The organism is Microbacterium sp. GXF0217 (assembly GCF_054798195.1).
This window is the reverse complement of the sequence record NZ_JBSJZG010000007.1, coordinates 43,237-68,255: the sequence shown is the minus strand read 5'-3', so window position 1 is coordinate 68,255 and position 25,019 is coordinate 43,237. Positions and strand designations below refer to the sequence as shown.

The 25,019-nt window shown below is 69.0% G+C and carries 22 protein-coding genes; 19 read left to right on the top strand and 3 right to left on the bottom strand.

Going from position 1 to position 25,019, the window contains the following annotated elements:
• The first annotated feature begins 93 nt into the window (after window positions 1-93).
• The 5 genes from nusA (at window position 94) to ACWAT3_RS14370 (ending at window position 7,008) form a co-directional block, all read left to right on the top strand.
• Complete coding sequence (nusA, locus tag ACWAT3_RS14390; RefSeq protein WP_460799502.1) at window positions 94-1,080, top strand: transcription termination factor NusA; 987 nt, start codon at window positions 94-96, stop codon at window positions 1,078-1,080.
• A 54-nt stretch (window positions 1,081-1,134) separates the two neighbouring features.
• On the top strand, window positions 1,135-1,407 hold the full coding sequence (locus tag ACWAT3_RS14385) for a YlxR family protein (RefSeq protein ID WP_460799500.1): 273 nt from the start codon (window positions 1,135-1,137) through the stop codon (window positions 1,405-1,407).
• A 59-nt stretch (window positions 1,408-1,466) separates the two neighbouring features.
• Window positions 1,467-4,208: a translation initiation factor IF-2 gene (infB, locus tag ACWAT3_RS14380; protein WP_460799499.1), complete on the top strand. Its 2,742-nt coding sequence runs from the start codon at window positions 1,467-1,469 to the stop codon at window positions 4,206-4,208.
• Between the two features lie 69 nt (window positions 4,209-4,277).
• Window positions 4,278-4,703: a 30S ribosome-binding factor RbfA gene (gene rbfA / locus ACWAT3_RS14375; RefSeq protein ID WP_460799497.1), complete on the top strand. Its 426-nt coding sequence runs from the start codon at window positions 4,278-4,280 to the stop codon at window positions 4,701-4,703.
• 94 nt (window positions 4,704-4,797) lie between these two features.
• Window positions 4,798-7,008, top strand: a complete 2,211-nt coding sequence (locus tag ACWAT3_RS14370) for a helix-turn-helix transcriptional regulator (protein WP_460799495.1) — start codon at window positions 4,798-4,800, stop codon at window positions 7,006-7,008.
• 4 nt (window positions 7,009-7,012) lie between these two features.
• Here ACWAT3_RS14370 and ACWAT3_RS14365 read toward each other — a convergent pair whose 3' ends face one another.
• Window positions 7,013-7,888 carry an HhH-GPD family protein gene (locus ACWAT3_RS14365; RefSeq protein ID WP_460799751.1) on the bottom strand — a complete coding sequence of 292 codons (876 nt, stop codon included), beginning with the start codon at window positions 7,886-7,888 and terminating at the stop codon, window positions 7,013-7,015.
• Between the two features lie 78 nt (window positions 7,889-7,966).
• On the opposite strand from ACWAT3_RS14365, the gene ACWAT3_RS14360 reads away from it, so the two are divergent.
• The 7 genes from ACWAT3_RS14360 (at window position 7,967) to ACWAT3_RS14330 (ending at window position 14,937) form a co-directional block, all read left to right on the top strand.
• Window positions 7,967-8,629: a hypothetical protein gene (locus ACWAT3_RS14360; RefSeq protein ID WP_460799494.1), complete on the top strand. Its 663-nt coding sequence runs from the start codon at window positions 7,967-7,969 to the stop codon at window positions 8,627-8,629.
• A 21-nt stretch (window positions 8,630-8,650) separates the two neighbouring features.
• Window positions 8,651-9,544 carry a tRNA pseudouridine(55) synthase TruB gene (truB, locus tag ACWAT3_RS14355; RefSeq protein ID WP_460799492.1) on the top strand — a complete coding sequence of 298 codons (894 nt, stop codon included), beginning with the start codon at window positions 8,651-8,653 and terminating at the stop codon, window positions 9,542-9,544.
• Window positions 9,541-9,909: a hypothetical protein gene (locus ACWAT3_RS14350; protein WP_460799491.1), complete on the top strand. Its 369-nt coding sequence runs from the start codon at window positions 9,541-9,543 to the stop codon at window positions 9,907-9,909. The genes truB and ACWAT3_RS14350 overlap by 4 nt, the downstream gene beginning before the upstream one ends.
• A gap of 53 nt (window positions 9,910-9,962) precedes the next feature.
• On the top strand, window positions 9,963-10,355 hold the full coding sequence (locus ACWAT3_RS14345) for a hypothetical protein (protein ID WP_460799749.1): 393 nt from the start codon (window positions 9,963-9,965) through the stop codon (window positions 10,353-10,355).
• The gene (locus tag ACWAT3_RS14340; protein WP_460799489.1) at window positions 10,352-11,302 is read left to right on the top strand and encodes a bifunctional riboflavin kinase/FAD synthetase; all 951 of its coding nucleotides are present in this window, start codon (window positions 10,352-10,354) and stop codon (window positions 11,300-11,302) included. The genes ACWAT3_RS14345 and ACWAT3_RS14340 overlap by 4 nt, the downstream gene beginning before the upstream one ends.
• 237 nt (window positions 11,303-11,539) lie before the next feature.
• Window positions 11,540-13,705, top strand: coding sequence for a DEAD/DEAH box helicase (locus ACWAT3_RS14335; protein WP_460799487.1), 2,166 nt, complete (start codon window positions 11,540-11,542; stop codon window positions 13,703-13,705).
• A gap of 203 nt (window positions 13,706-13,908) precedes the next feature.
• Window positions 13,909-14,937, top strand: coding sequence for a 6-phosphofructokinase (locus ACWAT3_RS14330; protein WP_460799486.1), 1,029 nt, complete (start codon window positions 13,909-13,911; stop codon window positions 14,935-14,937).
• 87 nt (window positions 14,938-15,024) lie between these two features.
• Here the strand turns inward: ACWAT3_RS14330 and ACWAT3_RS14325 are convergent, their stop codons facing one another.
• The gene (locus ACWAT3_RS14325) at window positions 15,025-17,121 is read right to left on the bottom strand and encodes a S9 family peptidase (RefSeq protein ID WP_460799484.1); all 2,097 of its coding nucleotides are present in this window, start codon (window positions 17,119-17,121) and stop codon (window positions 15,025-15,027) included.
• Between the two features lie 155 nt (window positions 17,122-17,276).
• On the opposite strand from ACWAT3_RS14325, the gene ACWAT3_RS14320 reads away from it, so the two are divergent.
• From ACWAT3_RS14320 to ACWAT3_RS14305, 4 genes are read left to right on the top strand one after another with little or no spacing between them, the layout of a single operon-like run.
• Window positions 17,277-18,623 (top strand): inorganic phosphate transporter, encoded by a 1,347-nt coding sequence (locus tag ACWAT3_RS14320; protein ID WP_460799482.1) that lies wholly within the window; start codon window positions 17,277-17,279, stop codon window positions 18,621-18,623.
• Complete coding sequence (locus ACWAT3_RS14315; RefSeq protein WP_460799480.1) at window positions 18,620-18,955, top strand: peptidase; 336 nt, start codon at window positions 18,620-18,622, stop codon at window positions 18,953-18,955. The genes ACWAT3_RS14320 and ACWAT3_RS14315 overlap by 4 nt, the downstream gene beginning before the upstream one ends.
• Window positions 18,956-18,975: 20 nt before the next feature.
• Window positions 18,976-19,899 (top strand): phosphodiesterase, encoded by a 924-nt coding sequence (locus tag ACWAT3_RS14310; protein ID WP_460799479.1) that lies wholly within the window; start codon window positions 18,976-18,978, stop codon window positions 19,897-19,899.
• Between the two features lie 53 nt (window positions 19,900-19,952).
• Window positions 19,953-21,395 carry an aspartate ammonia-lyase gene (locus tag ACWAT3_RS14305; protein ID WP_460799477.1) on the top strand — a complete coding sequence of 481 codons (1,443 nt, stop codon included), beginning with the start codon at window positions 19,953-19,955 and terminating at the stop codon, window positions 21,393-21,395.
• Between the two features lie 15 nt (window positions 21,396-21,410).
• Here ACWAT3_RS14305 and ACWAT3_RS14300 read toward each other — a convergent pair whose 3' ends face one another.
• Window positions 21,411-22,280 (bottom strand): fumarylacetoacetate hydrolase family protein, encoded by an 870-nt coding sequence (locus ACWAT3_RS14300; protein WP_460799475.1) that lies wholly within the window; start codon window positions 22,278-22,280, stop codon window positions 21,411-21,413.
• Window positions 22,281-22,339: 59 nt separating this feature from the next.
• Here ACWAT3_RS14300 and ACWAT3_RS14295 point away from each other — a divergent pair, with 59 nt between their 5' ends.
• The 3 genes from ACWAT3_RS14295 (at window position 22,340) to ACWAT3_RS14285 (ending at window position 24,994) form a co-directional block, all read left to right on the top strand.
• On the top strand, window positions 22,340-23,743 hold the full coding sequence (locus ACWAT3_RS14295) for a PrsW family intramembrane metalloprotease (RefSeq protein WP_460799474.1): 1,404 nt from the start codon (window positions 22,340-22,342) through the stop codon (window positions 23,741-23,743).
• A 190-nt stretch (window positions 23,744-23,933) separates the two neighbouring features.
• Window positions 23,934-24,302 carry an FKBP-type peptidyl-prolyl cis-trans isomerase gene (locus tag ACWAT3_RS14290; RefSeq protein ID WP_460799472.1) on the top strand — a complete coding sequence of 123 codons (369 nt, stop codon included), beginning with the start codon at window positions 23,934-23,936 and terminating at the stop codon, window positions 24,300-24,302.
• 137 nt (window positions 24,303-24,439) lie between these two features.
• Entirely contained in the window at window positions 24,440-24,994 is a 555-nt protein-coding gene (locus tag ACWAT3_RS14285) for a YceI family protein (RefSeq protein WP_460799470.1), read from the top strand.
• Window positions 24,995-25,019: the final 25 nt, after the last annotated feature.

The window sequence follows — 25,019 nt, the reverse complement described above, 5'->3', positions numbered from 1 at the left end:
GGACCCGACGCGGTCGAAAGCCGCCGCGTCCGGTATCCTGGTCCGATGCCCGCGGGATGCCCGCGGATGAGAGCTGAATACAGGGAGGCCGCCATGGATATCGAACTCGGACTGCTGCGCGGGATCGAGAAGGAGAAGGCGATTCCGTTCGACGAACTCGTCGCCATCATCGAGCAGGCAGTGCTGACCGCATACGGCAAGCACGTCTCCGAGGACGGAGCGGTACCCACTGGCGTCCGCGTCGAGCTCGACCGCAAGACCGGTCACGTCGCCGTGCTCCAGCCCGTCACGGATGAGGACGGCGCGATCATCGGCGAAGAGGACGCGACTCCGGACGACTTCGGTCGCATCGGCGCCTTCGCCGCCAAGCAGGTCATCAGCCAGCGGTTGCGCGACATCGCCGACGACGCCGTGCTGGGGGAATTCCGTGGCAAGGAGGGCGACATCGTCGCCGGTGTCATCCAGCAGGGTCCGAACCCGCGGATGATCCACGTCGACCTCGGCTCCGTCGAGGCCATCCTCCCGCCCGAGGAGCAGGTTCCCGGTGAGGAGTACACCCACGGCAAGCGGCTCCGCGTCTACGTCACCAGCGTGGCCAAGGGCCTGAAGGGGCCGCAGATCACCGTGTCGCGCACGCACCCCGGTCTCGTCCGCAAGCTGTTCGCGCTCGAGGTTCCCGAGATCGCGGCGGGTCTCGTGGAGATCGTCTCGCTGGCCCGCGAAGCCGGCCACCGCACCAAGATCGCCGTCACCGCGAAGGACCCGGCGATCAACGCCAAGGGCGCGTGCATCGGCGAGCTCGGACGCCGCGTCCGCGCCGTGACCGAGGAGCTGTCGGGAGAGAAGATCGACATCGTCGATCACAACCCGGACCTCGCCACGTTCGTCGCTCAGGCGCTGTCGCCGGCGAAGGTCACGAGCGCCTTCGTGCTCGACGCCAACACGAAGGCCGTCCGGGCGCTGGTTCCCGACTACCAGCTCTCGCTCGCGATCGGCAAGGAGGGCCAGAACGCCCGTCTGGCCGCGAAGCTCACCGGCGCCAAGATCGACATCCAGCCGGATAGCATCCTCGACGAATGATGCTGCGAGCGACCGCCGGCCGGCGTCGCTCGGGCCTCGGCTCTGAGGTGTAAGATGGATCCTGTACGAACGTGTGTCGGTTGCCGCGCACGTGCCTCCCGGTCAGACCTCCTCAGGGTGGTCGCCCAGGACGGCGCTCTCATCCTCGATGAACGCGCGGTTCTGCCGGGGCGAGGTGCGTGGGTGCATCCGGAACCCGAGTGCCTGGACAAGGCGCTGCGGCGCCGGGCCTTCGCACGAGCACTCCGTGTCACAGCTCCGCTGGACACGCAGACCATCGAGAAACGGCTGAACGGCTATGGAAACAAAGTGAACGGCTCGAAATGAGACCCGTCCGCGACTAGTGGTCTGCCCTGCCTGGGTGGACCGACCCAGACAGGAGAATTGTGGCTGCCAAACCACGTGTGCACGAGATCGCCGCCGAACTCGGCGTCGACAGCAAGGTCGCACTCGCGAAGCTCAAGGAGCTCGGCGAGTTCGTGAAGAGCCCGTCATCGACCATCGAACCGCCGGTGGCGCGCAAGCTGCGCGCGGCGATCGAGGCCGACGGAGCCGCGAAGCCCGCGGCCGCGGCGGCGCCTGCGAAGCCCAAGGCTGCGCCCGCCCCCAAGCCCGGCGCTGCGGCGCCGACCCCCGGACCCAAGCCCGGTCCGAAGCCCGCCCCTGAGCCCAAGGCGCCAGAGGCCGCGACCCCGGAGCCCCAGGCTCCGGCAAAGCCGGCTGCCGCGACCCCGTCGGCCGCAGCACCTGCTGCCCCCGCCGCTCCGAAATCGGCGGACAAGGGCGCACCCAAGCCCGGTGCTCCTCGTCCAGGCAACAACCCCTTCTCGTCGGCGCAGGGCATGGGCCAGCGCCCGGCAGGACCCCGTCCTGGCAACAACCCCTTCGCTTCGGCGCAGGGCATGGGCCAGCGCCCGACCCCGGGTAACATCCCGCGGCCGCAGGCTCCCCGTCCCGGCGCTCCGCGTCCGGGCGCACCTCGTCCCGGTTCCCCCCGTCCCGGCGCTCCGCGCGGTGGTCAGGGCGGTCGTCCCGGCGGCGCTCCGTTCCAGCAGCGCCCCGGCGGTCCCGGTCGCCCGGGCGGTGCCGGTGCCGGTGCCGGTGGCTTCCAGCGTCCGGCCGGCGGGTTCGCCGGTCGCCCTGGCGGTGGCGGCGGTCGCGGTCGCGGCCCCGGCGGCGGTACGGCAGGCGCCTTCGGAAAGGGAGGCGGCAAGAGCAAGCAGCGCAAGTCGCGGCGGGCGAAGAGGCAGGAATTCGAGATGCGGTCGGCGCCGGTCGTCGGCGGCGTCAACGTCTCGAAGGGCAACGGCGAGATCATCCGCCTGCGTCGCGGTGCATCGATCGCCGACTTCGCGGACAAGCTCGAGGCGCTGCGCGGCTACACCGTGCAGCCCGGAACGCTCGTGACGATCCTCTTCAACCTGGGTGAGATGGCCACGGCCACCGAGTCCCTGGACGAAGCGACCTTCGAGGTCCTCGGGGAGGAGCTCGGTTACAAGATCCAGATGGTCTCGCCCGAGGACGAGGACAAGGAGCTCCTCGAGGGCTTCGGTCTCGACCTCGAGGCCGAGCTGGCCGAGGAGGACGACTCGGATCTCGAGATCCGTCCCCCCGTGGTCACCGTCATGGGTCACGTCGATCACGGTAAGACCCGGCTTCTCGACGCGATCCGCAAGACCAACGTCATCGAGGGCGAAGCCGGCGGCATCACCCAGCACATCGGTGCCTACCAGGTCTGGACCGAGCACGAGGAGATCGAGCGCGCGATCACCTTCATCGACACTCCGGGTCACGAGGCGTTCACCGCCATGCGTGCCCGTGGTGCGCAGGTGACCGACCTCGCGATCCTCGTGGTCGCGGCCGACGACGGCATCATGCCGCAGACGGTCGAGGCACTGAACCACGCTCAGGCGGCGAACGTGCCGATCGTGGTCGCGGTGAACAAGGTCGACAAGCCGGAGGCCAACCCTGCCAAGGTCCGCCAGCAGCTCACCGAGTACGGTCTGGTCGCCGAGGAGTACGGCGGAGACGTCATGTTCGTCGACGTCTCTGCTCGTGCCGGCACCGGCATCCAGGAGCTCCTGGACGCGGTCCTGCTGACGGCGGATGCCGGCCTCGACCTCACGGCGAACCCGAACAAGGCCGCCCGTGGTGTCGCCATCGAGGCGAAGCTCGACAAGGGCCGCGGTTCCGTCGCGACCGTGCTCATCCAGTCCGGAACGCTCCGGATCGGTGACGCGATCGTCGCAGGGACGGCGTACGGCCGCGTGCGTGCGATGGCGGACGAGAACGGCGAGGCTGTTCTCGAGGCCTACCCGTCGCGCCCCGTGCAGGTTCAGGGTCTGAACTCCGTGCCCCGCGCCGGTGACGTCTTCATCGTCACCGAAGAGGACCGCATGGCGCGTCAGATCGCTGAGAAGCGCGAAGCCGTCGAGCGCAACGCCCAGCTGGCCAAGGCCCGCAAGCGCATCTCGCTCGAGGACTTCACCCGTGCACTCGAGGAGGGCAAGGTCGAGTCGCTCAACCTCATCATCAAGGGTGACGTGTCCGGTGCCGTCGAGGCGCTGGAGGAGTCGCTCCTCAAGATCGAGGTCGACGATTCGGTGCAGTTGCGCATCATCCACCGCGGTGTGGGTGCGATCACCGAGTCCGACGTGAACCTGGCGACGATCGACAATGCGATCATCGTGGGCTTCAACGTCCGCCCGGACACGAAGGCGCGCGAGCGTGCTCAGCGCGAGGGCGTGGACATCCGCTTCTACTCCGTCATCTACAACGCGATCGACGAGATCGAGAGCTCGCTCAAGGGCATGCTCAAGCCGGAGTACGAAGAGGTCCAGTCCGGTGTGGCCGAGATCCGCGAGGTGTTCCGCTCCTCGAAGGTCGGCAACATCGCCGGTGTCATCGTCCGCTCCGGTACGATCACGCGCAACGCCAAGGCGCGCGTCATCCGCGACGGCGTCGTGCTCGCCGATGGCCTGGCCATCGAGTCGCTGCGCCGCTTCAAGGACGACGTCACCGAGGTCCGCACGGACTTCGAAGCCGGTATCGGCCTCGGCAAGTACAACGATATCCAGGTCGGCGACGAGATCGAGACCATCGAGCTCGTCGAGAAGCCTCGCGGCTGATCGAGTCTGATCGTCGGGCGGGGATGCGAGTGCATCCCCGCCCGATGAGTCTCAACGAGGGAGTAGGAAATGGCTGGAGAACGACAGGCGCGTCTGGCGGATCGCATTCGTGTGATCCTGGCTGAGCGACTCGACAAGGGCCTGCGCGACCCGCGCCTTGGTTACGTCACCATCACCGACGTCCGGGTGTCTGGTGACCTCCAGCACGCGAGCGTGTTCTACACGGTGCTCGGCACCGAGGAGGAGCGCGTCTCCAGCGCCGCGGCACTGACGTCGGCCACGGGGATGCTTCGTACAGAGGTGGGCCGTCAGCTGAGCACCCGCCTCGTGCCGACGCTCGAGTTCATCCCCGACGCGCTGCCGGAGAACGCAGACCACATCTCGGCGCTGCTGCGCGAGGCGCACGAGCGCGATGCGGAGGTCGCCAAGCTCGCGGCGACGTCGAAGCACGCCGGCGACGCGGACCCGTACCGCACCGAGGACGAAGAGGACTGACTTCCTGACCGGCGCGCTCCGCGCGCGACGTGCCTGCGTTTGTTAGCCTGGCGTCGTTCGGGACCGCTCTCAGCGGTATCGGGAGAGCGGGGTCATGGGCGACTCGGAGGCGCGAAGGGCGGCTGAATCGCGCCCGCTGAGCGCTCCGGATCCCCGCAGCGTCCTGGACGGGGTGCACGATCTCCGCGTCGAGGGCATCTCGATCGCCCCGCACGTCCTGGCCCGCGTTCACGCCAGGATCGGCACGGCGCGGGACGTCGTCCTGTCGACCGTGCAGACGCTCAGCGAGAGCCAGCGTCATGGGCTGCGCGCTCTTCCTGTCCCGCTGCCGGTGTCGGCGGCGGCCGTCGGCTTCGAGGACGGCATCGCGCTGTCGGATGCTGAGCGCGCAGCGCTCGTCGTCGTCGCACTCGCGACGACCGATAGGGTCGACGTGCTGCTCACGATCACTGGGCTCTCCGCTGCCGATCTGTCCGGCGGAGCGCTGGGGGAGCACCTGATCGTCGACGCCGCGCACGTGTCGATGCGCGACCCCGCACTGGCGGAGTGGATCGAGGGCACCATCTCGCCGGCGGAGAGCACCTGGGCGCACAGCGAGCTGGGGGAGCTGCACGCGCGCGAAGGCGATGCCGAACGAGCCGCCTGGCATGCCGCACGCGGCGCGACGGCGCGGATGCCGGACGTCGTGCCGCTGCTCCTGCCCACCGCGCGTCGGCTGGCTGATGATGGCCAGTCGCTGGCCGCATTCCATGTCGCCGTCGAGGTCTTCGACCACGCGGAGGGTGCCGATGCGGACGAAGCGCGACAGGTCGCCGGGAACGCGGCACTGTGCGCCGGGCTCATGGCCGACGCCGTGGCGTGGCTCGGAAGCCTGTTTCCGCACGGCTCGGCCGAGCAGAGGGCACGCGCACTCGCGCCTCTCGTGATCGCCGAGACGACGCTTCGCGGCGCCGTGCCGATCGCCGACCCGTCCGCGCATCGTCCGGACGACGATGACGACGCGGCACTCTGGTCCGGCTGGGCCCGCGCCGTAGGGATGGCGGCCATGCTGTCGGCCGAACGCGGCGCTGACGGCGCGATGCGGATGTGGCTGGCCGAGGTGCGCGATGCGGATGCCCGCGCCGGCGCAGACGGCACGATCCGCGGTCCTGCCGTGGCGCTGTGCTGGCTTCTCAGCGGCGATGATTCGGATGCGCCGCTCGAGCAGGAGACGCTGTCGTACGGGATCGTCGCCGCCGTGCGCCTGGCGCTCGGCGGTGAGATCGACGAAGCCCTCGAGGTGCTGGCACGGCACGAGGCCGGAATCGCGGGCGAACCCGATCCCTTCCTGGAGGGGTTCGAGCGGACTCCGCTCGCATCCGCATACCGGTGCGTGACCGAGGTGCTCCTGCGGCTGTGGCGCGGCGACATCGCGACAGCGCGCGCTCGCCTGCACGAGGCGATGGTCCGCTTTCCGATCGGGATGCCGTTCGCTGGCCTCGGAGTCGTCCTGGCGCGCCGCCTCGACGTGGCGGTGCAGGGCGTGGTCGGTTCTGCGGCGAGAAGCCTTACCGAGGCGCTGCCCGCCGGCATCCGACCGGACCTGCTCGTGGACCGCGCGCTGGGCGCCTATCTCGCCGGGTCGGTTCAGGATGCCGGCGCGCAGCTGCAGCTGTGGCACGACCGTGGGCGGCCGAGCCCGGTGCTCGCTGTCTCCGGGCTCGAGGAGATCGGCGACGTCGCCGAAGCGGATGCTGTCGAACCGCCCGACCGCGTGCTCGCGCTGGAGCTGTACCGGCGGATCCGCACCGCCGCGCACGGGGCGTGGCAGCGCGAGTACCCGGACATCGCGGAGCGCGCGCGTGCGGTGCGGTCCCCGTTCGAGCGCGGCCGTGTCGAGGCACTCCTCGGCACCACGTGCGTGATCCGCGGTGATCGCGCCGCCGGTCGGCGGCACCTGCACTCCGCGCGGAGCCTGTTCGAGGATGCCGGGGCTGACGCGTGGCGAGACAGCATCGCGCGCCGGCTGGGCAGGCTCGGCGAGCAGATCGAGCGCCTCGCCGGCCTCGACACCGTGCCGATCCCTGTCGCGGCGTCCGACCCGCTGGAGGCGTGCCGGGCGGCGTGGGCACCGCTGCTGACCGAGCGCGAGCTCCAGGTCGCGATGATGGTCGTCGACGGCGCCCCCAACCGCGAGATCGCCGATGACCTCGGGCTCTCGGTCCGAACGATCGAGGTGCACCTCGGTCGGGTCTTCGTGAAGCTGGACGTGCGCAGCCGCGTCGAGCTCACCGTGCTGGCGCATCGCACCGATCAGCACATCTGAGTCGTCAGGCGGGCAGCGTCAGCAGGCCGCCGTCGACTTCCGCGAGGCCGTCGGCGATCAGCGAGTCGATCGCTCGGTCGCGCTGTGCGCTGTCCGGCCAATCCGGGATCACCGTATCCAGCGGCACTCCGGCGGACTGCGCCTGACGCAGCATCCGCAGGACGGCACCTCTCGCCTGACGATCGGAGCCCTCGTATCTCGCCTGCCGGCGTCGGGTGTCCTCGCCGACCGGACGCCCCAGGGCGAACCAGCGGCAGCTGGTCCGGATGGGGCATTGCTCGCACTTCGGAGCGCGCGCCGTGCACACCACGGCGCCGAGCTCCATCACGGCGGCGTTGAAGAGCGCTGATTCGGCATCCTGAACCGGCAGCAGGCCCTGCATCGTCTCGAGGTCGCGTCGGCCGGGTGGACCCGGCTGCGCCGTGCCGTCCACGACGCGGGCGAGTACGCGACGGGTGTTCGTGTCGACGACCGGATGGCGGTCGCCGTACGCGAACACGGCGACCGCCCTCGCCGTGTAATCGCCGATGCCGGGCAGTGCGAGCAGCAGGTCGACGTCGCGCGGAACGACACCGCCGTGCCGCTCGGTGACGGCGATCGCCGCACCGTGCAGCCAGAGCGCGCGGCGCGGATATCCGAGGTTCGCCCACTGGGTCACGACCTCGGCCGGCGTTGCCGCCGCCATCGCCGGCGGCGTCGGCCAGCGCTGCAACCAGGCGTCCAGATGCGGGATGACGCGGGCGACAGGGGTCTGCTGCAGCATGAACTCGCTCACGAGCGTGCCCCAGGCGGCGTATCGGCGATGGAACTCCGGCCGCCGCCATGGCAGGTCGCGGGCGTCCGACCGATACCAGTCCGAGACCTCCACGAGGTCGGGCAGGGGTGTCGATGGCGCAGGCACCTGGTTAGCCTAGACGGATCAACCAGCTCGTTCGCGGGGGAGGGCTGGGAGATCGACATGAGAATCCGCACCGCTGCCGTCATGCTGCTGAGCGCGACGCTCCTGCTCTCGGCATGCGCCACGCCGGCGAACGGCCCTGAGCAGTCGCCGACGTCATCCGAACCCGCGCCCAGCGCGAGCGCGGCGCCGGACCCGAGCGCGTCGCCGGACCCGAGCGCTCCCGGTGCCGACGACCCGGATCTCGAAGATCCTTCGACCTGGATCGTGGGAGCCGAGGGCATCGGGCCGATCCTGATCGGCGGGGACTTCGACGCCACGCTGGCGGAGCTGCCCACCACGTGGACGAGCGATGGCGCCGCGTGCTCATGGGCGGCGTTCTGGAACGCCGCAGACGCGTCCTTCAGCATCCGCTTCGTCCGCGGTGCGGAAGATCAGAGCGAGCCGATCTCCGAGGTCTCGGCATCCGCGATGGCGGACTCGGTCACAGGGCCCGTGGGGCCGGAGACGGCGGAGAGCCTGGGCATCGGTGCGACGAGGGATGAGATCCTCGCCGCCTATCCGGATGCCGAGGAGGGCACGGCGAGCATCGACGGAGAGTGGATCCGCGTGCCTTCGGACGCCGACGGACAGATCTTCTTCCAGTTCCTCACCGGCGCGGATCGGGCCTGGGCCGTCACCGTCACCACGCGTGACGAGCCGTCGTACGAAGTCTGCGGCTGAGACACGGCTTAAGCTGGGGGAATGGTCTCTCCCGGCATCCTGCTCGTAGACAAGCCGGGCGGCATCACCAGTCATGACGTCGTCGCGCGCACGCGGCGGGCCTTCGGCACGCGCAAGGTCGGTCACGCCGGCACGCTCGATCCGATGGCGACCGGTCTGCTCGTCATCGGGATCGAGGGCGCGACCCGGCTGCTCACCTACATCGTGGGTGCGGACAAGACGTACACCGCGACCATCCGCCTCGGGCAGGCGACCACCACGGATGACGCCGAGGGCGAGATCATCGAGACGTCGGATGCCGCGGCCATCGCCGCGGTCTCGGACGAGCGCATCGCCGAGGGTGTCGCGGCTCTCACCGGAGCCATCTCGCAGGTGCCGAGCGCCGTATCGGCGATCAAGGTCGACGGCCGCCGCGCGTACGACCGCGTCCGAGCGGGGGAGACCGTCGAGCTCAAGGCGCGCGAGGTCACGGTCTCGCGATTCGCCGTACTCGAGCGGCGCGACGACGCCGGCGTCATCGACCTGGACGTCGTGGTGGACTGCTCGTCGGGCACGTACATCAGAGCATTGGCACGCGACCTGGGAGCCGGACTCGCCGTCGGCGGGCATCTGACGGCCCTGCGGCGGACACGGATCGGTCCGTTCGACGTCGCCGAGGCCGTCACGACGGACGACCTGGTCGGAGCGGCGACGCTCGCCCCCGCTGAGGCCGCCGCGCTCGTGCTCGCACGCCTCGACGTCACCGCCGACGAGGCGCGCGACCTGCGGCACGGCAAGCGGCTCGCCGGACAGGCCACCAGAGTGGATGCCTTCCCTGCCGCGGCCATCGATCCTGACGGCGCGCTCGTCGGCATCGTCGAGCGGCGCGGGGCGGATGTCAAGAGCGCGATGAACATGCCGGAGGAGGCACGATGATCCTGTGGTTCACGATCCTGCAGATCGTCGTGGCCGTCGCCGCCGGGCTGTTCTGCGTCGGCGCGGGCCTTCTGGCCCGACGCCCGAGCGACTTCACTGTCGGCAGTCTGGCGCTGGTCGAACTGCTGCTGATCGTGCAGGTCGTGATCGCGATCGTCGCGCCGTTCGCCGGCAACCCGCCGACGGGGGATCTGCTGGAGTTCTGGGTGTATCTGGTGGCCGCGGTCCTGCTGCCGGTCGGCGGGGTGCTCTGGGCGCTCATGGAGCGCAGCCGGTGGAGCACCGTCATCCTCGGCGTGGTCGCTCTGGCCGTTGCGATCATGGCGTGGCGCATGCAGGTCATCTGGACCGTGCAGGTCGCGTGACGCGCGCGCCTAAACTGGAAGGCGCTATGAGCACCACCGCCACCCCCACCAGGATGACCGGCATCGGCCGTGTCCTCGTGATCGTCTACGCCGTCATGGCGCTGGCCGCGACCGGTCGCAGTTTCGTCCAGATCGTGCAGCGCTTCGACGAGGCGCCGCTGAGCTATTCGCTGTCCGCCCTCGCCGCTGTCGTCTACATCCTCGCGACGCTGGCGCTCGTGCTCTCGAACCGTCGCGGCTGGTACACGGTCGCGTGGGTCGCGATCGTGTTCGAACTCGCCGGTGTGCTGGTCGTGGGGACGCTGAGCCTGGTCTATCCCGAACTCTTCCAGCACGAGACGGTCTGGTCGCTGTACGGCAGAGGCTACCTGTTCATCCCGCTCGTCCTGCCGGTGTTCGGGCTCTGGTGGCTGCGCGCACATCGCCCGTCCGAGGTCGGCGCATGATCATCTTCCGGGACCCAGCGGAGGTGCCCGCTGAATTCGGGCCGTCCGTCGTCGCGATAGGCAAGTTCGACGGAGTTCACACCGGACACCGTGCCGTCATCGATCGTCTGCGGGAGGATGCGGCGGCCGCCGGTGCACGCTCGGTCGCGGTGACGTTCGACCGCAACCCGCTCGCGGTGCTGCGGCCGGAGCTCTGCCCGGACAGCGTCGTGAGCACCGAGCGCAAGCTCGAACTGCTCGGCGACCTCGAGCTCGATGCCGCGCTCGTTCTCCGCTTCGACGAAGAACTGGCTGGGGTCGACGCGGTCGACTTCGTCCGGCTGATCCTGGTCGAGGCGCTGAAGGTCGAGACGGTGCTGGTCGGCCGCGACTTCCGGTTCGGTCGTGGCGGTGCGGGCACGCCCGACCTGCTGCGCGAACTCGGGCCCGAGTACGGCTTCACGGTCGACGTCGTGGACGACGTCTACCTGCCCGGATCGGACCGCCGCGTCTCGTCCAGCTGGATCAGGGAACTGCTGGCCGACGGCGATGTCGATCAGGCCGCAGCGCTCCTCGGGCGTGTTCCCGACGTGCGCGGTGAGGTGGTGCACGGTCTCAAGCGAGGACGCGAGCTCGGTTTCCCGACGGCCAACCTGTCCGACGTCGTCGACGCGCTCGTCCCCGCGGACGGCATCTACGCCGGGTGGCTGATCGACCACGACACCGGTATCCGGCATCCGGCCGCCGTCTCGGTCGGGACCAACCCGACGTTCGACGACGTGGCCCGCCGCCAGGTCGAGGCGCACGTCCTCGACGAGACCGGGCTGGACCTGTACGGGCACCACGTGACCGTGCAGTTCACGCACCGGCTGCGCGGCATGGTCGCGTTCGAGGGCATCGAGAAGCTCAAGGTGCAGATCGGCGCGGATGTGGATGCCGCGCGCGAACTGCTCGCCGATCAGCCCTGAGGATCGCCGTGGCGACCGCGCCGACGGCAGTGCGCCGCGCCGGGTGGACCGCTGCGGTGCCGACCGAGCCGACCATGGCGTAAAATGGCCCCAGACTCCACAGAGCGTTCGATGTGACGAACGACGAGGAGTCGGGTATCACCCCGTCCGCACGGTCCTGGCTGGCGCCACACGCGGACATCGAGAACGGCTCGGAGGTCGTCTGCGGCACTCCGGCGATTCACGCTCAGGAGGAGCATGCCGACTACGGCAACCGCCGCCACGCGGCGCAGGAAGACGTCCCGTCGAGACGACGAGGCCCCGCTGATTCCGATCCTCGCGCGCAAGGTGCGCGAAGTGGAGGCGAAGGCGCAACGCGGAAAGCTCGGCCCGACCAATCGGGTCAAGTTCCAGGTCATCGCCTTCTTGGTGCGCGAGGAGCGCGCCAGGGTGAAGTCGGATGCCGAGATCGCCGACGCCGCGCGCGCGGAGCTGCTCAAGCGCCTGGACGGCGTCGCGACGATTCTCGCCAAGACGGCGGCACGCGATACGTCGCTGATCCAGCTGCTCGAGGTGGATTCGGCGACGAGCCCGGTGGCGAAGCGGATGCGGCGGGACTGGCTGCTCGAATCGGGCGCCGAACTCGCGCCGGAGGAGCTCATCATCACCGACATCGCGCCGGTCGCTCCGGCGCCGGTGGTGTCGGCCGCGGTCGCGGAGCGCCAGGTGACGCCGCCCTCGGTCGAGGCGCGTCAGCTCGCGAATCCGTTCCTCGCCCCGGATCTGACGCCGCGCCAGACGTCGAACCCGCGTCGTCGCCTGGACGGCTGGGAGCTGATGGGGCCGCTCTACAAGGCCTTCGAAACCGGTGCGGGTGGTGCGTCCGCCACGATGGATCTGCCGCCGACGCCCGAGTTCGACCACGTGTCCCCGAAGGGGCTCGAGGTCATGGTGCATCAGTCGCGCTTCCTCGAGGCGGTCAAGGCAGGGCACCGCAGCTTCCTGCTCGCGGATGAGCCTGGCCTCGGCAAGACGGCTCAGTCGGTGCTCGCGGCATCCGTGGCCGGTGCCTATCCCCTGCTCGTGGTCGTGCCGAACGTCGTGAAGATGAACTGGGCCCGAGAGGTGGAGCGGTGGACGCCGCAGCGCCGGGCCACGGTCATCCAGGGCGACGGAGCGGACATCGATGCGTTCGCCGATGTCTTCATCGTGAACTACGAGATCCTCGATCGGCATCTGTCCTGGCTCGGCTCGATCGGGCTGCGCGGCATGGTGGTCGATGAGGCGCACTTCATCAAGAACCTCTCCTCGCAGCGATCGCAGAACGTCCTGGCTCTGGCGTCGCGCGTGCGCGCGCAGACTCCGGGCGGGAATCCGCTCATGCTGGCGCTGACCGGTACGCCGCTCATCAACGACGTCGAGGACTTCGACGCGATCTGGCGCTTCCTGGGCTGGACGACGGGGGACAAGCCGGGGTCCGAGCTGATGGAGAAGCTCGACGCGACCGGACTCACCCCGGCTGACAAGGCGTTCTACGCCGAGGCCCGCGACGCCGTGATCTCGATGGGAATCGTGCGACGCAAGAAGAAGGACGTCGCCGCCGACCTGCCGGACAAGCTCATCGCTGACCTCCCGGTGCAGTTGGACGACGAGTACGGGCGCGGCATCCGCCAGGCGGAGCGGGAGCTCGGCGAGCGGCTGGCGGCGAAGTACCGCCGGATCATCGAATCGCGCGGCGACCGTGGCGACCAGCGTTCGCTGCGATCGGCGCAGGGCGAGATCGATGAGGACATCGTCCGGCTGGTGGCGACCGGCGAGCTCGAGGAGTCCAAGGCCGCGGGCACCGGGGGAGACAACGTCTTCACGATGGTGCGCAGGATCGGTCAGGCCAAGGCGCAGCTCGCGGCGGACTACGCGGCGCAGCTGCAGCGCTCGGTGGGCAAGGTGGTCTTCTTCGCGAAGCACATCGACGTGATGGATCAGGCGGAGGCGCACTTCGCGGCATCCGGTATCCGCTACGTCTCGATCCGCGGCGACCAGACCACTCCGGCGCGTCAGCAGGCCATCGACGACTTCAACGGCGACGAGGGCGTCGGCATCGCCGTCTGCTCGCTCACCGCCGCCGGTGTCGGCCTCAACCTGCAGGCGGCATCCAACGTGGTGCTCGCCGAGCTCAGCTGGACCGCGGCCGAGCAGACGCAGGCGATCGACCGGGTGCACCGCATCGGGCAGGACGAACCGGTCACCGCCTGGCGCATCATCGCGGCGCACACGATCGATACGAAGATCGCGGAGCTCATCGACCAGAAGCAGGGGCTTGCGGCCCGTGCGCTGGACGGCGAGGCTGTCGCCGAGACGGCGAGCGAATCCGTGCAGCTCGCGGCCCTGATGCACCTGCTGCGACAGGCGCTGGGCGGAGAGTAAAGCGTCAAGATCGACGTTTCTTTCGTGCATCCACGGCGCTCTGAGTCGTGGATGCACGAAGATCGTCGAGATTGTGCTCCACCGCTCGCAAGAACCCTGGTTTTCGCCGCCTCGAATGGCGCCGGAGGCGTGATCGGCACTAGTGTCGATCGCAGGCAGCGTCGCCTCGTCCCCCTCCCACCCGAACGAGTGAAGGCAGCAGCATGAAGATCGGCATCCTCACATCAGGCGGCGACTGCCCCGGCCTCAACGCGGTCATCCGCGGCATCGTGCTCAAGGGCACGACCGCCTACGATCTCGAGTTCGTCGGCATCCGAGACGGATGGCGCGGCGTCGTCGAGGGCGACTTCATGCCCCTCACCCGCCACGAGGTGAAGGGCCTGTCCAAGGTCGGCGGAACGATCCTCGGCACCAGCCGCACCAACCCCTACGAGGGCGAGCGCGGCGGCGCGGAGAACATCGCCAAGACGCTGTACGGGCACAAGATCGACGGCATCATCGCGATCGGCGGCGAGGGCACGCTCGCGGCCGCCGACCGCCTCGCGAAGGACGGCATCAAGGTCATCGGCGTGCCGAAGACCATCGACAACGACCTGCAGGCGACCGACTACTCGTTCGGGTTCGACACCGCACTCAACATCGCGACCGACGCCATGGACCGCCTGCGCACAACCGGCGACTCCCACCAGCGCTGCATGGTGGCCGAGGTCATGGGCCGGCACGTGGGCTGGATCGCGCTGCACGCCGGCATGGCGGCCGGGGCGCACGTCATCTGCATCCCCGAGGTTCCGATGTCGATCGACGAGATCGCCGAGCTGGTGACGAGCGCGCATGACCGCGGACGCGCACCGCTGGTCGTCGTGTCGGAGGGCTTCAAGCTCAAGGGCATGGACGAGGCGTTCAGCGACAAGGGCCTCGATGCCTTCAACCGTCCGCGACTCGGTGGGATCGGCGACCAGCTGGCCCCCGAGATCGAGCGCATCACCGGGATCGAGACGCGTGCGACGATCCTCGGACACATTCAGCGCGGTGGTTCGCCGTCTGCGTTCGACCGCGTCCTGGCGACGCGCCTGGGGCTGCACGCCGCCGACGCGATCGTCGACGGCGCGTGGGGCCAGATGGTCGCCATGCAGGGCACCGACATCGTGCGGGTTCCGTTCGCGGATGCTCTGGGCGAGTTGAACACGGTGCCGCGCTACCGCTACGACGAGGCCGCAGCGCTCTTCGGCTGAGCCGGGCGCTGGGGCGGCTCGTCCGCACTCGCGCCCAGAGCAGGAACATCGCCCGAGGACCGGGTGACTGCGACGGCCGGCACGGGCCTACTCCGCGAGGCCCAGTACGTCCAGCATCCAGGCGAGCTCGAATGCGCGCTCGCGCCGCGAGTTGTAGCGCCCGCTGACGCCGCCGTGGCCCGCGACCATCTCGCACTTCATCAGCACGTCCGCAGCTCCCGCTTCCCGCAGCCGCGCGACCCACTTCGCGGGCTCCACGTACGCCACTCGCGAGTCGTTGAGCGACGTCATGGCGAGGATGCGCGGGTAGCGCACCCCCTCGTGAACGTTCTCATAGGGCGAGTACGACTTCATGTACGCGTACACGTCTGCGTCGTGCAGCGGGTCGCCCCATTCGTCCCACTCGATGACGGTCAGCGGCAGCGACGGATCGAGGATCGTCGTCAGCGCGTCGACGAACGGCACAGCGGCCAGGATTCCACCGAACAGCGAAGGAGCCAGGTTCGCGACCGCGCCCATCAGCAGTCCGCCGGCGCTGCCGCCCTCGGCGACCAGGCGATCGGGTGCGGTCACTCCGCTCGTCACGAGATGCTCGGCGCACGCGACGAAGTCCGTGAACGTGTTCCGCTTGTGCTGCAGCTTGCCGTCCTCGTACCACTGGCGGCCCATCTCGCCGCCGCCGCGCACGTGCGCGACCGCGAAGATGACGCCGCGATCCAGCTCGCTCAGCCGTGCGACCGAGAAACCGGGGTCGATCGAGTGCTCGTACGAGCCGTACCCGTACAGGTGCAGCGGGCGAGGGGACTCACCCGGCACGCCGAAGGATCGCTTCCACACCAGTGAGATCGGCACCTGCGTGCCGTCCGATGCTGTGGCCCACGCCCGCTCCTGCCCGTACTCGGCAGGAGCGTACCCGCCGAGCACCGGCTGCTGCTTGCGCAGCACGAGCTCGCGGCTGCGCAGGTCGAGGTCGTAGACCGTGCCTGGCGTGACGAACGAGCCGTAGCCGAGGCGCAGGAACGGCGAATGCCATTCCGGGTTGCCGCTGACGCCGGCCGAGTAGAGCGGCTCGTCGAAGCGCAGTTCGTCGACGGCATCCGTCGCGTAATCGAGCAGGCCGACGCGCTCGATGCCGTCGCGGCGGTACTCGACCGTGGCGAAGTCGCGGAACGCATCCATGCCGAGGAGGCGCCGCCCCGGCTCGTGTGCGATGACGACGCGCTTCTCGCCCTGTGGGTCGGATGCCGCGACGGAGACGAGCTCGAAATCGAGCGCCTGGTCGTTGTGCAGGACCAGCAGGCGGTCCTCGTCGTCGACGACCGCGTGATCGATCGAGTACTCGACGCCTTCGCGTCGCGGCCAGATCAGACGCGGCTCCGCGGTGAGATCTCCGGACAGATCGACGAGGAACTCCTCGCTCGTGATGCTGGACCCGACGCCGATCACGAGGTACTTGCGGCTGCGCGTGATGCCCGCACCGAGCCAGAACTTCTCGTCCGGCTCGTGGAAGAGCTGCACGTCGTCGCCGACCGGGGTGCCGAGCCGGTGCAGCCACAGGGTGTCCGGTCGCCAGGCGTCGTCGCGCGTCGTGTACAGGATGCCGGTCCCGTCCGGCGTGAAGAACGCGCCGGAGGTGTTCGGGATCTCGTCCGCGAGCACCTCACCGGTGGTGAGGTCGCGCACGTGCACCGTGTACAGCTCGTCGCCGGCGAAGTCTGTCGACCACAGCAGCTTCGTCGCGTCGTCCGACGTGTCGAAGGCGCCGAGGGCGAAGAACTCGCGCCCCTCGGCCTCACGGTTGCCGTCGAGGAGGATCTCCTCGCCGGGCACGGGGACACCGGGCTCGAGGACCGGGGGAGTCCAGTCGTCCGTCTGCGCCGCCGCTCGGCAGTGGATGCCGTACTGGGCGCCCTCCTCGGTGCGGCTGTAGTACCACCAGTCGCCGCGGCGGGTGGGCACCGAGAGGTCGGTCTCCTGAACGCGGCCCTTGATCTCCTGGAAGATGCGCTCGCGCAGACCCTCCAGATGGGAGGTGGATGCATCGGCGTACGCGTTCTCGGCCTCGAGGTGCGCGATCACCTCGGGGGAGTCCTTGTCGCGAAGCCACTCGTACGGATCGTCGAACACGTCGCCGTGGTGGGTGCGGACATGAGAGCGGCGGGCGGTTGCGGGGGCGTCGGTCACGATTCCACGTTAGCCGAGCCCGAGTTGACCGGCGCCGAGGACGGTGGGAGGATTCTCAGGGGCCGGTAAACGGAAGTAAAACCCACGGTGAACTCTTCGTTCACCACGTCGATCACGTCGACACCTCCCTCTTCCCGAACGACCGAAAGCGAACGGTGGAAACCGCAGCCCTCATCGTCGTGCTGGTGATCCTGCTGGCACTCTTCTTCGACTTCACGAACGGCTTCCACGACACCGCGAACGCGATGGCGACGCCCATCGCGACCGGTGCTCTCAAGCCCAAGACCGCGGTTCTTCTGGCGGCCGTGCTCAACCTCGTGGGGGCGTTCCTGTCCACCGAGGTCTCCAAGACCATCTCCGGCGGCATTATCAAAGAGGACGCGATCCTCGCCGCCGGTGCGGATCTCTTCCTGGCGCTGATCTTCGCCGGCCTCATCGGCGCGATCACCTGGAACATGCTCACCTGGTTGCTCGGGCTGCCGTCCAGCTCGTCCCACGCCCTGTTCGGCGGTCTGATCGGCGCGACCCTCGTCGGCGCGGGGCTCGGCGGGATCGACTTCGGCATGGTGCTGTCCAAGATCGTGCTTCCGGCACTGATCGCCCCGGTCACCGCCGGAATCATCGCCTTCGCGGCCACCAAGATCGCCTACTCGATCACCCGCCGCTACGACAGCAAGCCGGACGGCCGCGACGGCTTCCGCTGGGGTCAGATCTTCACCTCGTCCCTCGTCGCCCTCGCGCACGGCACCAACGATGCGCAGAAGACGATGGGCGTCATCACGCTGGCTCTCATCACCATCGGCTGGCAGTCCGGCGAGCATCACGAGCCCGAGTTCTGGGTGATCGTCGCCTGTGCGTTCACGATCGCGCTCGGCACGTACTTGGGCGGCTGGCGGATCATCCGCACACTCGGCAAGGGCCTGACCGACGTGAAGCCGGCGCAGGGGTTCTCGGCTGAGAGCTCGACCGCCGCGACCATCCTCGCCTCCAGCGCCCTCGGCTTCGCGCTCTCGACGACGCAGGTCGCGTCCGGATCTGTGATCGGCTCCGGCCTCGGCCGCCGCGGATCGACGGTGCGCTGGCGTACCGCTGGACGCATCGCCATCGGCTGGCTGCTGACGCTGCCGGCGGCCGGAGCTGTGGGCGCGCTCGCCGCCCTGCTCGTCGTGTGGCTGGGCCCGTGGGGCGTGGCGATCGACGCGGTGCTGGCCGTGCTGATCATCGTCGGGCTCTTCCTCCGTTCGCGCCGCAACGCCGTCACGCACGCCAACGCGATGAGCGATGTCGCCGAGTCCGGTCACGCGGTCGAGCTTCCCGACGCTCCTCCGCCGACGCGCCGGCAGCAGCGCGTCGAGCAGGCCCGTGCCGAGGCCAAGGCGCGCCAGGCGGCCAAGGCCGAAGCGAAGGCCGCCGCCAAGGCGAGCGCCGGCGCGAAGTCGAAAAAGACCAAGGACAAGAAGAAGGACGCGCAGCAGTCCACGACGAAGGAGAAGAGCGAATGAGCGTCTCCATCGACTGGCTGGCCTTCCTCCAGGTGTTCGCCGCGGCCCTCGTCGGCGCGGTGGCGATCGTCACCTTCTACGCGCTCGGACTGCGCCTGCTCGTGCGCAGTGGACACGCGCCCGTCGTCAGCCCTGCCGAGTTCACGGATGCCATCACCGTGATCAGCGACAAGGAGCTCAGACGCGCCGAGAAGCAGGCGGCCAAGGCCGCCAGGAAGAGCCCGCTCACGGATGGGCAGAAGAAGCTCGCCCTGATCGGCGCCTACGCCTGCTTCGTGATGTGCGCAGTGGCCGTCATCGCCGGCATCCTGCTCATCGTCGTCGGGCACTGACCTCGCCGTAGGCTGGGGACATGCCTGGCTCCCACGTCTTCGGTATCCATCCGCCGGCGTCGCACGCGATCATCCACGTCAGCGATCCGCACTTCCTCGCTGGCGGCGCTCATCTGGCTGAGCGGTTCGACGTCGAGCAGACGTTCGATCGCACGCTCGCCGCGATCCGCGCCGTGCACCCTTCGCCGTCCGCGATCGTCATCACGGGGGATCTGACCGACCTGGGCGAGCCGGACGCCTACCGACGCCTGCGCGCGGCGGTCGAGCCCGTCGCGGCCGAGCTCGGCGCACCGATCGTCTGGGTCGCCGGCAACCACGACGAACGGCCGACGCTGCGCCGCGAGCTTCTGGATGCCGCGGCCACCGAGGATCCGATCACCGGCGTCTGGGATCTCGACGGGCTGCGTCTGATCGCTCTCGACACCTCCGTCCCCGGCTGGCATCACGGCGATCTCGACGAGTCGCAGCTGGCGTGGCTCGAGGAACAGCTCCGCCTCCCGGCGCCGCACGGCACGCTGCTCGCGATGCATCATCCGCCGCTGCCGAGTCACGTGCCGCTGTTCGACATCCTCGAACTGCGCCACCAGGACGACCTCGCGGCCGTCCTCCGCGGCACAGACGTGCGCGGCATCCTGGCCGGTCACCTGCACTACCCGGCGTCCGGGACGTTCGCCGGCATCCCCGTGAGCGTTGCGTCGGCGACCTGCTACACGATGAACGTCGCCCGCCGCGCGGTCGACGTCAACGGAATGGATGCCGCGCAGTCGTTCCAGCTCGTGCACGTGTACGGTGACGCGATCACGCACACGGTCGTCCCCGTGACGGATGCCCCGACCGCCGACATCTTCTCGGCCGAATGGGCCGAGCGGATGTCGGAGCTGACGCCGCAGGAGCGGCTCGAGGCGTTCTCGCGCAAGCCGGGGTGGACCAGTGCCGCGGACTAGACTGGACGCATCCCCCGCTTCTCACTCAGCCACGACCCACGAGGATGTGACACATGGCCGCTGATGCGCCTGCCCTGACCCGTACCGAGACCGATTCGCTCGGCAGCATGGAGATTCCCGCGGAGGCCTACTGGGGCATCCACACGGCTCGTGCCGATGCGAACTTCCCGATCAGCAAGCGGCCGATCTCGGTGTATCCGGACCTGATCCGCGCCCTCGCGATGGTCAAGCAGGCGAGCGCGCGGGCCAACAAGCAGATCGGGGTCCTGGATGCCGAGCGCGCCGATCTCATCGATCATGCGGCGCAGCGCGTGATCGACGGCGAGTTCCACGACCAGTTCACGGTGGGCGTCATCCAGGGCGGCGCCGGCACCTCGACGAACATGAACGCGAACGAGGTCATCACCAATATCGCGCTCGAGATGGCCGGCCGGACGAAGGGCGACTACGCGTTCCTCTCGCCGATCGACCACACCAATCGCAGCCAGTCGACGAACGATGTCTACCCGACAGCGATCAAGGTCGGCCTGTCGCTCAACCTGCGCTCCCTCCTGGAGGAGCTCGATCTGCTCCGGCGCTCGTTCCTGGCGAAGGCGGGGGAGTTCCACGACATCCTCAAGGTCGGTCGCACGCAGCTCCAGGATGCCGTCCCGATGACGCTCGGCCAGGAGTTCCACGGCTTCGCGACCACTCTCGGCGAGGACCACAGCAGGCTGACCGAGAACGCGTCGCTCATGTACGAGGTGAACATGGGAGCGACTGCCATCGGCACAGGGATCACCACGCACCCGGATTACGCCCCAGCGGTCATCGCGCATCTGCGGGCCATCACCGGTCTCGATCTCGAGACCGCGACCGACCTGGTGGAGTCCACCAGCGACACCGGCGCGTTCATGTCCTTCTCGTCGTCCCTCAAGCGCAACGCCATCAAGCTCTCGAAGATCTGCAACGATCTGCGCCTGCTCTCGTCCGGACCGCAGGCCGGACTCGGCGAGATCAACCTGCCGGCCAAGCAGGCCGGATCCAGCATCATGCCGGGCAAGGTCAACCCGGTCATCCCCGAGGTCGTCAACCAGGTCGCCTTCTCGGTTGTCGGCGCGGATGCCACCGTGACCATGGCGGTCGAGGGCGGGCAGCTGCAGCTCAACGCGTTCGAGCCGGTCATCGCGCACTCGATCTTCCAGTCCATCACCTGGATGCGTCAGGCGATGTGGACCCTGCGCGTCAACTGCGTCGACGGCATCACGGCGAACACCGACCGTCTCGGCGCGATGGTGGGCGCCTCGGTCGGCGTGATCACGGCGCTCACGCCGTTCATCGGCTACGCGGCGGCGGCAGCGCTGGCCAAGACGGCCCTGCTGACGAACCGGAACGTGGCGGATCTCGTCGTCGAGGCCGAGCTCATGTCGCGCGACGAGGTCATGAAGCAGCTCTCGCCGGCGCGACTGTCCGGACTCGAAGCCGTCACGCAGGCGATCCCGATCGTCAAGGCGTGACGGGGGCGGACGCGCTCAGTCGTAGATGCGGCAGTGCGTAGTCAGCTCGCCGATGCCGTCGATGCCGACCGTGACGGTCGAGCGGTCGCGGAGGAAGATCTGCGGGTCGCGCGAGTAGCCGGCGCCGCCAGGGCTGCCGGTCGAGATCAGTGTGCCGGGGAGCAGAGTGATCGACTGGGACAGATGGGCGACGAGCTTCGCCACCGTGCGCACCATCTGTCCCGTCGACGCGTCCTGCACGGTGCGCCCGTCGACGACGGTCCAGATGTGCAGATCCTGCGGATCCGCGATCTCGTCCGCCGTGACGACCACGGGTCCCGTCGGGGTGAAGCCGTCGAAGGACTTGCACCTCGACCACTGCGCCTCGGCGAACTGGATGTCGCGTGCGGTGATGTCGTTGACGACGGTGTAGCCCCAGACATGGGAGAGCGCGTCGTCGACGGAGACGTCCTTGGCCGGACCCCCGATGATCACGCCGAGTTCGGCCTCGTAGTCGACGGACTCGCTCAGCGACCGGGGCCAGCCCGTGGTGTGCTCGTGCCCGGTGAGCGAGTTCGGCCACAGCGTGAAGACGGTGGGCGCGGTGTCGGTCTTGAGCCCGAGCTCGCTGGAGTGCGCGGCGTAGTTCAGACCGACCGCAAGGACGACGGGGGGAGCGATGACCGCCGAGGCGAACCCGAAGTCGGAGAGCGGATGCCGCGGCGCGGTGTCCTGCGACAGTGCGGTGCGCACGGCGTCCAGCGCTTCGTCACCCGCGTCGATCAGGTGCTGCAGCGTCGCTGGCGCCGCATCGAGGAGGTCGGAGACGAGGATCGCGTCCGTGCCGTCGACGACCGCCAGCACGGCGTCGGGCTCATCGGAACGCACCAGGTGGGCGAATCGCATGCCTCTACGCTACCGGCACGACCGCCGAGTCACGCCAGAGGTGCCTCTAGGCTCTAGCTATGACCTCAGGAGGAACCGACCAGCCTCAGCAGCCGTACACGCCGCCGCCGCGGCCGCAGTACGCTCCTCCGCCCCCGCAGCCGGTCGCGCCGCAGCCGGTCGCGCCGCAGCCCGCAGCGCCGCAGCCTCCCGCGCCTGCGCAGCAGGCGCCGCTCGGGCAGGGCACAGGTCGGAATCAGCCGCCGCAGTATGTGCCACCGCAGCAGCCGCAGTACACGCCCGCGCAGTTCGCGCGTCCGGTCTACGCGTCTGCGCTGGCTCAGCCGGCGCGCTACGCACCTCCCGCCGCCCCGGCCGCGCCGTCGCCGGCCCCGGCCATCCCGCAGCTTCCTGTGCCTGTGCGCAAAGGCCGCACGGTGTCGATCTGGCTGTTCGGCGTGCTCGGCTTCGTCCTGATCGCACTCGCCGGCTACTTCGTCTGGGCTCTGGGCTCCGTGGCATCCATGATCGGCCTGGTGCTGGCGCTGATCCCTCTGGCGATCGTCTTCCTCGGTGTGCGCCTCATCGATCGCTGGGAGCCCGAGCCGAAGCGCATCGTGTTCTTCGCGATCGCATGGGGTGCGATCGCCGCCATCGTGCTCACCCTGCTGGTCGACATCGTCCTGTCCGCGGTCGTCCCGTTCCGTGACGAGAACGCGGTGGCAGTGCTGCAGGCGCCCATCGTCGAAGAGGTGTTCAAGGGCCTCGGCGTCTTCCTCATCTACCTGATGGCCCGGCGCGCCTTCGACGGCCCGGTCGACGGGATCGTCTACGGTGCGCTCGTCGGAGCAGGCTTCGCGTTCACCGAGAACATCCAGTACTTCGCGATCAGCCTGATCGAGGGCGGCGGCGAGCAGCTGACCGTGACGTTCGTGCTGCGCGGACTCATGTCGCCGTTCGCCCACGCCATGTTCACCGCGTTGACCGGCTTCGCGATCGGGCTCGCGGCACGACGAGGCGCGTCGGTCGGGGGAGTCCTCGGCGCCGGTGCGCTTGGCATGCTCGGTGCGATGCTGCTGCACGGGTTCTGGAACGGCTCGGCGACGTTCGCGAACTTCTTCCTGCTCTACGTCACACTGCAGGTTCCGCTGTTCGTCGGGTTCATCTTCGGGATCGTCGCTCTCAAGCGCGAGGAGGCGCGACTGACGAGGGAGCGCCTGTCCGAGTACGCGGCTGCGGGGTGGTTCACCCCGCAGGAGGTCGAGATGCTCGCGACGCCCGCTGGGCGCAAGGTCGGTCTCACCTGGGCGGCCACCTTGCGCGGGGACCGTCGTCCGATCATGCGCGGCTTCATCAAGGACGCCACGGCGCTCGCGGCGGTCCGCCAGCGTGCGATCGCCGGGCGGGACGTCCATGCCGCAGACGACGAGCGCGCGCTTCTCATGCGCACGAGGGCTGCGCGCGCGGCGCTGCTCGCGTACTGATCTCGAATCGGGTATTGACACCGATCCGGACCGGGTGCACCCTGGTTTCAGATCAACTCAGCGCCCGGGAGTCATGCAGGCATCGCCGCAGCACCGGGCGCTGAGTCTGTCCGGGGCCGGGCGGCGGTGTTCGCTCTGGGCGCGTCCTGTCGCGTTGACCGTCGGTCCGCCCTCCGGTTGTATGGAGGGCATGACAGAACGCACGAAGCCAGAGTTCGACGCACCTGCCGGTCCCGCTCCCGTGGAGCTCGTGGTCCGAGACATCATCGAAGGCGACGGCGCCGAAGCCAAGCCCGGCGACACCGTGACCGTGCACTACGCCGGCGTGGAGTTCGACTCCGGCGAGGAGTTCGACTCCTCGTGGGGACGCGGCGAGACCATCCAGTTCCCGCTGCGCGGCCTGATTCAGGGCTGGCAGGACGGCATCCCCGGCATGAAGGTCGGCGGTCGTCGCGAGCTGGTCATCCCGCCGCAGCTCGCATACGGACCCGCCGGCGCGGGCCACTTCCTCTCCGGCAAGACACTGATCTTCATCATCGATCTGGTCGCCGTCGGCTGACAGGCGATCCGAAGGCCTCCGTCCATCAGGATGGAGGCCTTCGTCTTGTCATCGACCGTTGGGAATACATTCACACGCATACGAGTTACCCTGTATCGAACGCCGCGACTGCGGCCCGACTTTCTCGAGGAGAGCACATGACCACCATCGACGTTCCCGGCTACCGTGCAGGCACCTGGGCGCTGGACCCTTCGCACAGCGAGGTGACCTTCAGCGTCCGCCACATGATGATCTCGAAGGTCCGCGGCACCTTCGGAATGAAGAGCGCGACGCTCGTGGCGCCGGAGAACCCGCTCGAGGCCTCGGTCACCGCCAGCGTCGACGTCTCGTCGGTCGACACGAAGGACGAGGGTCGCGACACGCACCTGCGCTCCGCCGATTTCTTCGACGTCGAGAATCACCCGACCATGGAGTTCGTCTCCACGGGCGCGCGGGTCGAGGACGGTGACTTCTTCGTCGACGGCGACCTGACGATCCGCGGAATCACGAAGCCGGTCAGTTTCGCGTTCGACTTCGGGGGCTTCGGCCAGGACCCGTGGGGCAACTACAAGGCCGGCGCCTCGGCATCCACCACGATCAACCGCGAGGACTTCGGCCTCACCTGGAACGCCGCGCTCGAGACCGGCGGCGTGCTGGTCGGCAAGGACATCACGATCAACCTCGACCTGCAGGGATCCCTCCAACAGGACTGAGTGCGTCGTATCAGGACCCCGAGCC